Raw genomic sequence first — 13,800 nt, forward strand, 5'->3', positions numbered from 1 at the left:
GTCATCGGGTCGCCCCTTCCTGGGCACGTGAGACGGATCGGGTCGCGGACGTGAGGTTCTTGGGGATCTGAGCCCGTCGCGATGCGGCGAACTGGATTCGGGGCTGGAGTTCCGCCCAGCCGTGGCCCTCCTTGCGACGGCTGCAGGCCTCGGCCAGCGCGTCCGCGATCGGAAGTCCGGGGAGAACGTCCGGAAGCATCAGGCGGAGGACGGATTCCCTCCATCCGCCCGGTAGCTGCGGCGTTCCGTCCTCGTTCTGTTCGAGTTCACCCAGCGCGGAGTGGAACATCGTCGACCAGGCCTCAGTGGCGATCTGGGCGGCCACGAGCCCCGCTGTGGCCTTCTCGAGCGGTCCCCGAGCGCCCTTGAGCAGCCCGGTGAGGCCTTCGAAGGAGGTGTTCAGCAGCACGGTGGGCATGTCACCGGTGGCGTCGATCAACCACGGTGCGTCCTTGAACGGACGAAGCCATTCCTGTGGGCCGTCGCGGAAGTCCGCCTCCACTATCTCCATCTCGCTCTGGCGCGTCGTCGTCCGTGCCAGGAAGTCCACGACCCAGGGTGTGTCACAGACACCGATGATTCGGCCGTCGACGCCCCCGTGGCTACCCACGAAGCTGACGTTGAGAACGGCTCGGGCCAGGTGCTCGGAGCGCCGGATGCGCACCTCGCCGTGCCAGCGCTTGTCGTTCCGACCTCGTTGGAGTCGCGTGACCACGCGGGTGTTCGTCGCGCCCTCCGTCAGAACGGCGACGCACACGACTCCGGCCCAGGGGCCATCGGCCAATTCGTCGGTGGGGGCGGAGACTTCGATCTCCAGGAAGCCCTCCACCCAGTCGTCGCGTTCCACTTGGTGGAACGCGACGACGCGGTCCTGCTGGGAGATGAGGGACAGGTGCAGGGGTTTCCCGTCGATGCCCGCCTGCCGGACGGCGACGTCGATCTTTCCGATGAGCGTGGGGTAGGGGTAGACGGTGCTCATGCGGTGGCCTCCCGAGCCTGCTGAATGTCCACGACCAGGCCGGCCATCGTGGCGGCCACGGGATGGCTGGCGACGGAGGTGATCCCGCCGAATCGAACCGTGCGCACGTCGGGTGACACGACGAGCTTGTCGTCGACGACGGTGCAGTTCTCCTTGGCCGTCAGTTCGGCCCACTCGAGGGCGGGCCGCCCGCCGGATCGCACGTCGAACTTGACGACGGGAACGAGGTGCCAGGGGTCTTCGCGCTGCGGGACAGTCAAGGTCACGTCCAGAGTCCACGCCCCGTCGGCGCCGACCCGCCCGTTCACCCGCTCGACGACCGGGTGTCCCTGGCCGCGTCGCCCTGTTCCCCCGACCGGAAGGTCGAGTCGCAGCAGGTTGCGGAGCACCTCGGGTCCGGTGCCGTCCTCCTGGGTGGTCCGGCGTCCCACGACTCCGCGGAGCGCGGCATCCATGCCGGCGTTGAACTCGGTAAGCCTTCGTGGCGCGTTGGGGTAGAGGGCGGAGAGCTCCTCCGTAGTGCCCCATCGGTCGTGTTCCGGCGGCTCGGCGGCACGGAGGAAGGCTTCGGCGGCGTGGGCCTCCTCACCGCTGTCACCTGTGGCGAAGCCGGCGAGCAGAACGGCCTGGAACGGGTCGACGCCCAGGCCCAGACCCCGTGGGCGGCGAGTCGTGATGGTCATGCGGGTGCCGCGCATGCAGACGATGCGGCTGTGTTCCTGGTCCGTGTCCGTGGCGGGCGTGACCAGGAGGACCGCTCGGTGGGTACGGGGTACGGCCCTGCGCCCCTCGGACCTGAGTGGAGGCACGTCGAGGCGCACGTCGGCCGCGGCGACCTGGTCCGGAGTGGTGAGCTCGGCGACGGTTTCGCCGTCGAGATAGGCCCGGAAGGCACGGGCGAGTGCGGGGTGGCGCTCGTGCGGGTCGACCCGGCGCTCGGGGACGACGGTCTCGTCATTGCGGAGGGCGCGGACGGAGGCCTCCAGCATCGCTGGGGTCGAGCGGCCCGAAGTCATGGCGGCCCAGAAGTTGTCGGCGATGGCGGCGATCAACGCCTCCTGCATCTCCTCCAGCGTGTTGCCGACGCCGGAGGCGTCGTGAGCGCCGACGACAAGAAAGGACGTTCCGGGGTCGTCGCTGTCGCGGTCCAGCCTCAGGTCCGCGGTCTCCTGCTCGGTGGCCCACCACGATCGGGAGACGCTCTCGTGCTCCTTCTCCGTGTCCGGTTCCCCGAGCCACGCCGGTCCGGCATATGCGACGCCCTCGACCTCCCGCCAAGGGAGGTCGAGCCGTCCGACGACACGGCGTGCGGTGCGGCCTTCGTGGCTCTCCGACAGGGTGCTGTTCATCAGCACCAGGCCGAGCCGACTCGTCGCCCACAGGGTGGCCTTGCCCAACCCGAACGATCCGCCTGCACGGTCGTTCCGCTTGTGGCTGTCGAGCTGCCGGCGGACCACCGCGGCGAATCGGCCGTCACCGTACTCGGGACCGGTGAGCCCGGCCGCGTTGTAGTCGTCCACGCGAAGGAGCAGCAGCGACGACTCCTCGCGCATTGCACGCAGACCCTCGTCCAGGACACGGCCGACCTTCTGCCGGGACAGCGCCGCCGCCGCGTAGTGGGATTCCAGCTCGTTCCACTTGAGTGCGGTGAGGAACGTGTGGAGGGTCTCGCCGGTCAACTCGTGCAAGGTGAAGCGCACCCGGACGGGGCTGGTGTGGTCCAGCCGCTCGTCCAGCGAGTTCTGCACCGTCTCCCGGGCGAGCACGGCGAGGCCCGCGTCGAAGGCGAAGGCAGCGGCGTTGCCGTACTCGCGTCCGCCGTCACGGTGTGCGAGGCGGTGGTGCCAGCCGATCGGCTGGCCGGAACCGGCGTCGGTGTGCCTGATCACCACGGTGGCGACGTCGGTGCCGAGCATCTCCGCGATTCTGGGCATCAGTTCGGCACGAGGGCGCGCTCTACCGGTCACCCAGGCGGACACGGCCGCACGTGTCAGGCCGAGCTGCTCGGCGAACTCGGCCTGGGTCAGAGCGCTCCGTCGAAGCTGGCGTCCGAGCCAGGTGCCGAACTCCTCGCTGTCGTCCATCGCCCCTCATTCCGTACGGTCCCGTTGGTCGAACACAAGACTACCAGCGGGCGTTTGACGCTCACGATCCTGTCAAACAAAATTTGACGCGACCCGAGGTTGATGCGCCAGCGAGGAGGTTGAAGTTTTCCAAACGGACTTCCCTGGATGAATCGCCCCGTGGCGGCGACTGCGGTCGTAGGTCTGGACGTGACCATGATCCACAAGTAGTGTCTTTTTCAACTCGCCCCAGTGGAGCGGGATTAGGGGCGGAGATCCTCTCGATGGCGGAGCCATGCCCTGAGTCAGGTACGTGCACCAAACCTTGCGCTATGCGGCATTTCAATCACGTCGAGGGGGAACGCATGCCCGTACGAGAAGACACCCAGTTCATCAGGCGGTACGACGCCCTGCCCCAGGAGTTCCGTGGCGCGTTCCGGCGCGCCTACGCCGACTCCCAGGGCATCCGTATCCGCATCCGGGACCTCGAACCCATGCGGCGTGCGGCGGACCGGCCGGTCCGGACCACCGCACCGATGGCGCTGGACAAGGAGCGCGCGAACCGACGTCGCATCCGCTCCTCCCGCCGCCCCTCCGCCCCCCGGCGCGGAATCCGTCCCGGCACGCATGCGCTCCGGCGGACGTTCGCCAGGGCGAGCACCGACGGCGGTCTCGTCGTCACCATCACCATCGTGATCAAGAGGGGCTGACCCACACAGCCACTCTGGGGGTCGGCACACGCCGGCCCCCGTCCCCCCACACGTCATCGAACCGGATCTCCTCAAGACAGGTACTCCATGACTGACCGGCAGTTCGCCGACCCTGCCCACTCCGCCGTGATCGCCACCGTGCTGCGCCAGTCCTCGGTCGTGCTGCAGACGTACAAGGTCGATCCGGGGCTAGTGCAGGAACACGCGAACGGCGAGCGCCGTATCACCCAGGGCGGTTACGGCGAGCGTCAGCTCTTCGAGCTCGTCCAGAACGCAGCCGACGAGATCGCTGCCGCGCCTGGCGGCAAGCTGCACGTCGTCCTCACGGACCGCTATCTGTACTGCGCCAACGAGGGCTCGCCGGTCACGCCCGAAGGTGCCGAGACCATCCTGCGCATGAGTGTCTCCCGTAAGCGCGGTGGTCAGATCGGCCGCTTCGGTGTCGGCGTCAAGTCAGTGCTCTCGGTGAGTGACACCCCGCAGTTCTTCAGCAGCAGCGGCAGCTTCGGCTTCGACCGTGACTGGTCCGCCGGCGAGATCGCCCACGCCATCGGAGCAGAGGGCGAGGTCGATATGGACACCCCTGTGCTGCGCATGGCCCGTCCCCTCGACGTCGAGCAGGAGCGTGCCGACGACGCCGATCTGGACCGACTCCTGCAGTGGGCGACGACCGTGGTCCGACTGCCGCTGCTGCCCGGCGCCGCGGACCGGCTCGCGCGCGACATCAACGGCCACAGGGCCCGCGACGGGCGGGAGACGGAGGCCTTCCCGTCGCACTTCCAGCTCTTCTCCTCGCACGTCGGCGAGCTTCACCTCCATGACGCTCGGAAGATGCCGCCGGTCCGCCGTGAGATCTCGGTCAAGCCCAACGGCGTCTACCGCACCCTGAGGGAGGCGACACGAGGCGAGAAGCAGACCGTCGAGGAGTGGAAGGTCTTCTCCGTCGCGCATGCCCCGACGTCCGAGGTCGAGGCCAGCGCCGGTGAGTTGCACAACCGACCGGAACTCGACATCTCGTGGGCCGTGCCCGAATACACCGTCCGGAACGGCCTGTACACGGTCCCTGTCGGCAAGGGTGCCTTCTGGGCGTTCTTCCCCACCAAGTACGAGGTGTCGCTCAGTGGCATCCTCAACGCCCCTTGGAAGACGAATGAGGACCGTCAGCACCTGCTCGACGGTACCCCGTTCAACCTGGAACTGCTGCGCGTAGCGGCCCGACTGGTCGTCGACACCCTTCCCGACCTCGTGCCCGCCGAGGACCCCGCCGCCTACCTTCCGCTGCTTCCCGGCCGTACGAAGGAGAAGCTGAACTGGGCGGACGACTACTTCCTGCGACAGGTGTGGGCCATCGCGGCCGAGCAGCCCTCCCTACCGGACCAGGACGGCAGGCTGCAGCGCCCCAAGGAACTCTTCATCACGCCCCCGCAGCTCGAGAAGGAATGGCTGCGCATCTGGTCGGAGTATGAGGGGCGTCCGGCGGGGTGGCTCCATCCCTCGGTCGACTATGCGGAGGGTCCTGTACGCCGGGGCAAGGTGAACCACATCCTCGACGCCGCCGGGAAGAAGCCCGAGAGCGTCAAGGACTGGCTGGAGGCCCTGGTTGCCGACGGCACCCCCGAAGCGTCCTGTCACGCCATCGAGATCCTCTCCTCGATGGTGATCAAGGATGGGGCTGCCAGCCGCTTGAGGGGTGACTCGGAGCTCACGGCCGAGGCCCGCCTGGCCAAGATCGTGCTGACCGAGAAGAACGGGATGATGGCCCCCGTCGCAGGTGAGATCTTCCACCGGACCGCGGCAGACTCCCTGCGTGACGACATGGACTACGTCGACACGCGCATCTCCGAGCGCCCTGAAATGGCGCGGCACCTGCACAACATCGGCATCCGCGTCGCCGACGCGCAGGGCCGTTTCGAAGGCGTGCTGGACCAGGGGTTCGCCCACTACGACAACGAGGCGTGGTCCAACTTCTGGCTCCTGCTGCGCAGCGCCGGCGGCAACGTCCAGGTCGACCGCATCCGGTCGAAGGTGCCGAAGTACTCGGAGATCCTTCGTGTGCGCACTGTCGACGGGCGGTACCGACCGATGCGCGACTGCCTGCTGCCCGGACCGGTTGTGCCCGGCGACGGCAGCCGTGACGCGTCGATAGCGGTCGACCTCGGCTTCCACGAGGGAGACCGTCCGGTCTTCCGTGAACTCGGTCTCGGTGACCGCCCGTCGCCCGGTCACCGGCCGGGCGACGAATGGTGGTTCGAGGAGTACAGGGAAGCTGTCCACGCGAGCCATCTGCGGTCCCTGCCGTCGAGCTCTCCGCGGCCGAGCATCTCCCGGCTGACCGTGGAGGGTGCGTCGACCGCGGGGCCCCTGCATCTCCTCCCCAAGCTTTCGGATGAAGGCCGAGCGTCCTTCATCGCCGCTCTTCCCGAGCCGGGCGTCGTGCAGAACTGGAACAGGCAGTACGGCACGAGTGCCGCGTCCCGTCAGGCGACCGTCTCCCCGCTGCGCTGGATGATCTCCAAGTACGGCCTGGTCAGGACGTCCGTCGGCCTCGTCAAGGTCGCCGAGGCCGTCGGCCCGCAGCTCAAGGAGTACGGGGCGATCCTCCCCGTCGCGGAGATCGATCCGGAGGTCGCCAAGAAGCTGAAGATGCCGACGACGCCGGAGGAAGTGCCCAGCGCCCGCTGGGGCAAGCTGCTCGACCGGGTCCTGGAGAGCGAGGACGACGCCTTCATCGGGCGCGCCTACGCGCTGCTGTTGCGCGTCGGGTTCGAGTTCCCCGAAGGCGTCGCCACTCGCTGTCGGATGGGACACGTGTGGGAGGAGCGTCCCGACTCGGACATTGCCGTGGCGACCAACACGACCGACTTCAACGAGCTCGTCCGCGAAGGGCTGCCCGCCCTGCTGGTCGCCGACAAGACGGACGCCGCGAGCGCCAAGGCCATGGTCGACGAATGGGGCATGCTCAAGGTCTCGGACGTGATCGCCAAGGAGATCCGCCACGTCAAGGCCGGCCCGGCGGTGCCGCTCTTTGACGAGTTCACCACGGTTCGTACGCGCATCGGGAATGCCGGAAGCAGCCTCAAGATCCAGCGATGCTCGGAGCTCGAGCAGATCGTGCGCACCCCCATGGGGGTGAAGCCCAATCCGCTCAAGTCGGCACGTAAGGGGCAGACGCTCTATGTGCTGGAGTCCCTGGACCGCCTGCAGGTGCTCCGTGCCGCCGACGACGAGTTCAAGTGGGGCTTCGGTCCCAAGAGCTGCGAGCAGGCACTCGCTCTTCAGGATCGACAGGCGCAGGACAAGGAGCTCCAGGCCCGGCTGCGTGCGGTGCGAGAGAGCGAGAGCGTCATCGACAAGATCGCACTGCTGATCGGCGAGGAGGCGCTGCGCGGCGAGCTTCCGCCGGGGCTCATGGAGAGCGAGCTGAACGAGCACGGGGCTGAGCCCGGCACACGGCGGGTCGCGGAGATGGCGTTCAACGCCCATGGCGAGTCGATCCTGCGTGTGCACACGCGGGATCTCGCCCTTGAGTTCCCGACGCGTGCTCCGAGTTCCTTCACCGGAAGCGACAAGGCGCTCAGGTTTGTCACCGACCTGGGGTTCCCGGACTCCTTCGCGGGGTCGCGAGTGCCCGCGCTCGACCCCCGGTTGGAGGTCGATGGCCCATCAGAGTTCCCCGCTCTGCACCCGTACCAGGAGCAGCTGGCGCAGGCTCTGCTCGGACTGTTGGCGAACCCGATGCCGCAGCGCGGCATGCTCAGTCTTCCCACCGGCAGTGGTAAGACCCGAGTGACGGCGGAAGGTGTGATCCGTTGGATGCGTGACCGGGCCGACCTGCCCGGGCCCGTTCTCTGGATCGCCCAGACCGAGGAGCTGTGCGAGCAGGCGGTACAGAGCTGGAAGTTCGTCTGGTCCAAGGTGGGCCCCGAACTTCCCCTCGTCATCAACCGGTTGTGGACGACCAACGAGGCGACGCCCGTCGACGGTCGGCCGCATCTCGTCGTCGCCACCGACGCCAAGCTCGAACACTGCCTGGGCACGGACGACTACGCGTGGCTGAGGGACACGGCCTCCCTGGTCATCGTGGACGAGGCGCACACCGCGATGTCCCCGCGCTACACCGAACTGCTCGCACACCTCGACCTGACCCACCACAGGACGAGCCGGCACCTGGTCGGGCTCACCGCGACCCCGTACCGCAATAACACCGAGCTGACCCGATTGCTTGTGCAGCGTTTCGGAAACCGACTCGACACCGGTGTGTTCGACGGCGACCTCGCCGACGCGATCCGGCAGCTTCAGGACATCGGTGTGCTGGCGCAGGTCAAGCACCGGGAGCTGCATGGTGGAGAGATCTCTCTGACGGCGGACGAGCTCAAGCGCTCGGAGCGGTTCGCCACGCTGCCGAAGGGTGCTGAGCAGCGGCTCGCGGACGACCACGATCGCAATCAGCGCATCGTCGACGAGATCGCCAGCATGCCCGCCGACTGGCCCGTCCTGGTGTTCGCCACTTCGGTCGCACACGCCAAGTTCCTGGCCGCGAAGCTCGGTGACCGGGACATCAAGGCCGCCGCGATCGACTCGGCCACCCCCACGGCCGAGCGGCGCAAGCGGATCGACGACTTCCGAAAGGGGCGTATCCAGGTGCTCACGAACTACGGCGTGCTCACCCAGGGCTTCGACGCGCCGGCCACTCGCGTCGTCGTCGTCGCCCGGCCGACGTACAGCCCGAACGTGTACCAGCAGATGATCGGTCGTGGCCTGCGCGGGCCGAAGAACGGTGGCAAGCCGATCTGCCTGATCCTCAACGTGCGCGACAACATCACCAACTTCGGCGAGGACCTGGCCTTCACCGAGTTCGAGTACCTGTGGAACGAGAACCGATGACATCGTCGGCTCTGGCGGAACACCGTCTCACCGCCGAGCAGCAGGCCGTCGTCGACCAGCCCTGGGACGCCCGCGTGCTGGTCACGGCCGGCGCGGGCGCGGGCAAGACTCACACGCTCGTGCGGCGGCTCGACGCGCTGGTCGAGCGGGAGGAACTGGAGGCCGGGGAGATCCTAGTGCTCAGCTTCTCCCGGGCCGCTGTGCGCGAGCTGACCGAGCGGATAGAGCGCCATGCCTCCGCGGCGCAGCGAGTGCGTGCCCAGACGTTCGACGCCTGGGCATCGGCGCTGCTGGCACGTGGCTACCCCGACACCGATTGGCGGGCGTACACCTTCGATGAGCGGATCGTGTCGGCCACCGAGGCCATCGATCGCGGTGCCGTCGAGGTCGGTGAGCAGGGCGTGCCCGCCCATGTGGTGATCGACGAGGTCCAGGACCTCGTAGGCGTCCGACGGGAAATGGTCGAGTCGCTGCTCGACCGCTTTCAGGAGAACAGCGGTTTCACCGTCGTGGGTGACTCTGCCCAGGCCGTGTACGGCTTTCAGGTCTCGGACCCGGGCCTGCGTGCCGAGGAAACGGACCGCTTTCTGGACTGGATCCGGGCCACGTTCGGCGAGGACCTGATCGAGCTGCACCTGGGGGACAACTTCCGCGCGCGCACGGAAGAGGCTCGGGTGGCGTTGCCGTTCGGTGCCCAGTTGCAGCGGGTACCCCGCGATCCGGCCGAGGCTGCGAGGGAGGCGGAGCGCATCCACGGCGATCTGCGCGCGCTCCTGCTGGAGGCGCCGAACTTCGGCAGTCTGGAGGACGAGTACGTACGGGCCGCCCTTCGTGACTACCCGGACACCACCGCCATACTGTGTCGGGACAACGGTCAGGCGTTGACCATCTCCGGAATGCTGGCCGACGCCGACGTCCCGCACAGCCTGCAACGATCCGCGCGCGAGCGCTCGGCACCGGAGTGGATCGCGGGCCTGTTGGCCGCGACCGATGCCTCGATGCTGCGCCACGAGCGCTTTCTCGAGCTGCTGACGGGTCTCGCGGTGCCGGTGGACAGCACCCCGGATGCCCTGTGGCGCTCGATCCGCAAGGTCGCCCGAGGTGCACGCGGCACGGTCGATGTCTCGGCCCTTCATCGGGCGGTCGCCGAAGGGAGACTGCCGGACGAGCTCACGGCGGCACAGTCCTCGTCGTTGGTTGTCTCCACCGTGCACCGAGCGAAGGGCCTGGAGTTCGACCGGGTCCTGATCGTCGAACCCCGGGTACTGAAGGAGCCGGGACGGGTTGAGAAGAAGCGGTACGACTACGACCCAGCGGCCGAGGCCCGGCTCCTCTACGTGGCCATGACCAGAGCCCGGGACGATCTCTACCTGCTCGATCCGCCCAACTCGTGGCTCGTACGCAAGGACAAGCGCCTCGATCGCTGGTACCTCGGAGGGCGCAGCACTTGGGCCCGCAACGGCATCGAGCTGCTCGCCCAGGACGTGTCCCACGAGCATCCACCCGGTGTGGAGGACCTCGGCGCGAACCCCGCGGAACTGTTGGAGCACCTCCGCGACGCCGTCGAGCCCGGTATGCCGGCGGAATTGGTCCTGCTGCATGGCATTCCCGCCGGGGCCGACCAGTCCCCGCCCTACGCGGTGACGGTCGGGGGCCGGCTGGTGGCGGTCGTGTCGGAGCGATTCCGTACGGATCTGCACCGCATGCTGCGACGCACGGCTCACACCGAGGTGGACCGATGGCCGCCCCGGATCTCGGGGCTGCGCGTCGACGGCGTGGAGAGCGTGGCGGGCAGCCCCGCGGCGACGGAACGGGCTGGCCTCGGATCCCACGGTGTCTGGCTGGCACCCCGCCTGTGCGGAATGGGTCGATTCCACTGGTACGACGACGAAACACCCGAGTCCGACGGAACCAAAGGGGACGCAGCATGACGGAGTCCGTTCACCAGGCGCATTACGAGGTGTGCGACTCGCTGCTGGAATCCCTGCGGGGAGACCTGCTGGGACCCGTGGGTGGTGAGGACGAGGTCCTTGAGGATGACGCGCCGATCACCATGTACCCCATGGGTGTGCTGTTCCCGCGCTCGAAGACGCAGGACGTGCGGTCCGAACCGGGCGAGTTGGAGTCGGCGCGCGACGGTCTGGACTCTCTGTCGGAACCGTCCCGCGGAAACCGAGAGGAGGAGGCCCACGACCTGGGAGTCTCCCTTGCCCATGTCCGAATGCCGTCGTCGATCGGACTGACCTTCGCGGTCGATCCCACGGTCTCCTCCCGGATCCGCTTCACGGTCCGGGCCGCCGTCTACCTTCCGGAAGACGCGGACGGAAATCCGGTCGCGGCGAAGCGAACCGAGGCACGCAGTACCCGGGCCCAGCGCGAACGTTGGCGCCGCGTAGCCCTGCACCTGGAACCCGAGGTCGTGGATGTGTCGACTCCGGGACTGCGCGAGCCCATCATCCTTCACAAGCCGGGGCTGGAGCTGCGGGTGCTGGTCCGTCCGGCGGACGCCTCGGGTGGACCGGTGTCCGTGACGGCCACGGTCGTCAACAGCCTCGAAGTCGGCAAGTTCGACCTTCGCGACGCACACTGCTTCTACCAGCCGGAGCTGGAGGTCACCGCCGAGGACGGTGGCAGCGAGGTGTTCGTCGTACGTCCCACGGCCTTCGAATCGGTCGACCTGGAGCAGGCGCTCAGCCGGTTGTTGCACCGACACGCGCCGAGCTTCGCGACAGGGCACGGCTGTGCCGCTCGTTGGGACTGGACGCCTCCCCCCATCGGCGGTGTCCGTTCGCGTCGTCCGGCCGTCGCCGCCGTGCGTACAGAGTTCGTACCGTCTCACGAGGTGCTTCTGACGGACTCCAATCCGCGCATCGATGATCGTGCCTTGACCATGTACAGGCTGGGCACCGAATCGGCCGAGAACGTGGTGACTGCACTGCGGCGGCTGCTGACCGACTACGAGGAATGGATCGAGACCCAGGCGGAGCAGACGTCCCTGTTGGTGGGCACGGAACACGAATCGGTAGCCCGAGAACAGGTGAAGCTCTGTCGCCGGGCACTCGAGCGCATGCGCGACGGAGTCGATCTTCTCGCGGACCGCGATCGTCCGGAGATTCTGCGGGCTTTCCAGCTCGCCAACGTCGCGATGGCCGACCAGCGTGCCCGTACGTCCTGGGTCAAGAGTGGCAGGCAGGGCACCCCCGATGTGCGGGTCGGCAAGTGGCGACCGTTCCAGGTCTCCTTCGTCCTGCTGTGCCTTCGTGGGATCGTCGAACCCGGTCACCAGGACCGTGACGTGGCGGATCTGCTCTGGTTTCCCACTGGTGGCGGCAAGACCGAGGCGTACCTCGGGTTGATCGCGTTCACGACCTTCCTCCGCCGCCTGCGCGACAAGCAGGACGGCGCAGGGGTGACCGTGCTCATGCGTTACACCCTGCGACTGCTGACCCTGCAGCAGTTCGAGCGTGCGGCGGCGCTGATCTGTGCCATGGAAAGGCTACGGGCAGCCGACGCGGCAGCCCTTGGTCGCGAGGAGATCTCCATCGGGATGTGGGTGGGCCGATCGGCGACACCGAACACCCTGGCTGTCGCCGCGCAGAAGCTGGGCGAACTCCGTGCGAACCCGCTGAAGCCGATGCAGACGGAGAACCCTGTCCAGCTGCGCAATTGCCCCTGGTGTGGCGAGTCCCTGTCGCCGGACGACTACTCCGTCGACGAGGAGGCCGAGCGGATGGTGATCCGCTGCCCGGCGGACTCATGCGACTTCCACACGGGTCTTCCTGTCCATCTCATCGACGAGGCCGTCTACCGGGCCCGCCCCACACTGGTCATCGCCACCGTCGACAAGTTCGCTTCCATGCCGTGGCGGCCGGCGACGGCGGCCCTCTTCAACCGTGACCGGAACGACGGCACCCGCCCCCCGGAACTGATCGTCCAGGACGAGCTCCACCTGATCTCCGGCCCACTCGGCACGCTGACGGGCCTCTACGAGACAGCTGTGGACGCCCTCGCCAAGCGCCCGAAGGTCATCGCCTCCACCGCAACCATCCGTCGCGCGGACGAACAGGGCACCCGGCTCTTCGCCCGTACGGTTCACCAGTTCCCACCGGCAGGGCTCGACTCGCGCGACTCGTGGTTCGCCGTAGAGACCCCTCGGGAGCGGAAGGCCGCACGTCGCTATGTCGGCCTGTTGACGTCGAGCACCAGTCAGTCCACGCTCCTGATCCGTGTGTACGCGGCTCTGCTCCACCGTACGATGACCAGCGAGGCCCCGCCGGAGGTGAAGGACGCGTATTGGACGCTGGTCGGGTACTTCAACAGCCTGCGTCTGCTGTCCTCGGCAGAACTCCAGGTCCTCGATGACGTGCAGGACCGTCTCGAGCACCTCGCCACCCGCGACGGGACCAAGTCCCGCTCCGTGGACGGCCTCACAGAGCTGAGCAGTCGCGCCAACGCCAGCGACATCTCCAGGCGGCTCAAGGAGGTCGAACGGCACCTCCCGATGTCGGACGTCCTGGATGTCCTCCTCGCCACCAACATGATCTCCGTGGGCGTTGACGTGGACCGACTCGGACTGATGGCGGTCATGGGCCAGCCGCAGACGACCGCCGAGTACATCCAGGCGACGAGCCGCGTCGGTCGCAGACACCCGGGACTGATCGCCGTCATGCTCAACTCCAGTCGCTCCCGTGACCGATCCCACTACGAGGACTTCCAGCACTTTCATTCGGCCCTGTACCGGGAGGTGGAGTCCACCAGCGTCACCCCGTTCTCGGTGCGTGCCCGTGACAGGGGCCTGCACGCCGTAGTCGTGGCATTGGCCAGACTGCTGCTGCCGGCCGCCCGCCCCAACGACGCCGCCGGACGCATCGAGGACTTCGTCGATGATCTGAAGGCGAAGGTCCGGCCGATTTTGCTGAATCGGGTCGGTGCGGTGGAGCGATCGGAGTCCGATGCCACTGCTCGGGCCTTCGACGACTTCGTCGCGTGGTGGCGTGAGGAGGCCGAGGTGCGACCGAATCTCGTCTACGAAGCCAGGCGAACGAGCCGGGTCCCTGCCTTGCTGGGCGGCTACGACGACGAGACGGACGACGCAGGCCTGCCGACACTGTGGAGTCTGCGTGACGTGGATGCTTCGTCCACCTTCTTCGAGGAGCGCTGAATC

General features: G+C 67.8%; 6 protein-coding genes. 4 read left to right on the forward strand and 2 right to left on the reverse strand.

The window, feature by feature from the left end; all coding sequences use genetic code 11:
- Position 1 precedes the first annotated feature (1 nt).
- Both OG259_RS26240 and OG259_RS26245 read right to left on the reverse strand, forming a co-directional pair.
- The gene (locus OG259_RS26240) at positions 2 to 979 is read right to left on the reverse strand and encodes a hypothetical protein (protein ID WP_328944488.1); all 978 of its coding nucleotides are present in this window, start codon (positions 977 to 979) and stop codon (positions 2 to 4) included.
- Positions 976 to 3,063, reverse strand: a complete 2,088-nt coding sequence (locus tag OG259_RS26245; RefSeq protein WP_328944489.1) for a helix-turn-helix transcriptional regulator — start codon at positions 3,061 to 3,063, stop codon at positions 976 to 978. Before OG259_RS26245 ends, OG259_RS26240 begins: the two co-directional genes overlap by 4 nt.
- 344 nt (positions 3,064 to 3,407) lie before the next feature.
- Here OG259_RS26245 and OG259_RS26250 point away from each other — a divergent pair, with 344 nt between their 5' ends.
- The 4 genes from OG259_RS26250 to OG259_RS26265 all read left to right on the forward strand — a co-directional run bounded on the left by OG259_RS26250 (position 3,408) and on the right by OG259_RS26265 (position 13,797).
- On the forward strand, positions 3,408 to 3,752 hold the full coding sequence (locus OG259_RS26250; protein ID WP_328944490.1) for a hypothetical protein: 345 nt from the start codon (positions 3,408 to 3,410) through the stop codon (positions 3,750 to 3,752).
- Positions 3,753 to 3,839: 87 nt separating this feature from the next.
- A complete protein-coding gene (locus OG259_RS26255) occupies positions 3,840 to 8,636 on the forward strand; it encodes a DEAD/DEAH box helicase (protein ID WP_328944491.1) in 4,797 nt (1,598 codons plus the stop codon).
- Positions 8,633 to 10,567: a UvrD-helicase domain-containing protein gene (locus OG259_RS26260; protein WP_328944492.1), complete on the forward strand. Its 1,935-nt coding sequence runs from the start codon at positions 8,633 to 8,635 to the stop codon at positions 10,565 to 10,567. Before OG259_RS26255 ends, OG259_RS26260 begins: the two co-directional genes overlap by 4 nt.
- A complete protein-coding gene (locus OG259_RS26265) occupies positions 10,564 to 13,797 on the forward strand; it encodes a helicase-related protein (RefSeq protein WP_328944493.1) in 3,234 nt (1,077 codons plus the stop codon). Before OG259_RS26260 ends, OG259_RS26265 begins: the two co-directional genes overlap by 4 nt.
- Positions 13,798 to 13,800 lie beyond the last annotated feature (3 nt).

The sequence above is a fragment of the Streptomyces sp. NBC_00250 genome, from assembly GCF_036192275.1.
Lineage (GTDB): Bacteria > Actinomycetota > Actinomycetes > Streptomycetales > Streptomycetaceae > Streptomyces.

Bases quoted from the DNA above. Each gene is read 5' to 3' on its own strand.
- OG259_RS26260 (WP_328944492.1), top strand. From the start codon at position 8,633: ATGACATCGTCGGCTCTGGCGGAACACCGTCTCACCGCCGAGCAGCAG.
- OG259_RS26240 (WP_328944488.1), bottom strand. From the start codon at position 979: ATGAGCACCGTCTACCCCTACCCCACGCTCATCGGAAAGATCGACGTC.
- OG259_RS26265 (WP_328944493.1), top strand. From the start codon at position 10,564: ATGACGGAGTCCGTTCACCAGGCGCATTACGAGGTGTGCGACTCGCTG.
- OG259_RS26245 (WP_328944489.1), bottom strand. From the start codon at position 3,063: ATGGACGACAGCGAGGAGTTCGGCACCTGGCTCGGACGCCAGCTTCGA.
- OG259_RS26255 (WP_328944491.1), top strand. From the start codon at position 3,840: ATGACTGACCGGCAGTTCGCCGACCCTGCCCACTCCGCCGTGATCGCC.
- OG259_RS26250 (WP_328944490.1), top strand. From the start codon at position 3,408: ATGCCCGTACGAGAAGACACCCAGTTCATCAGGCGGTACGACGCCCTG.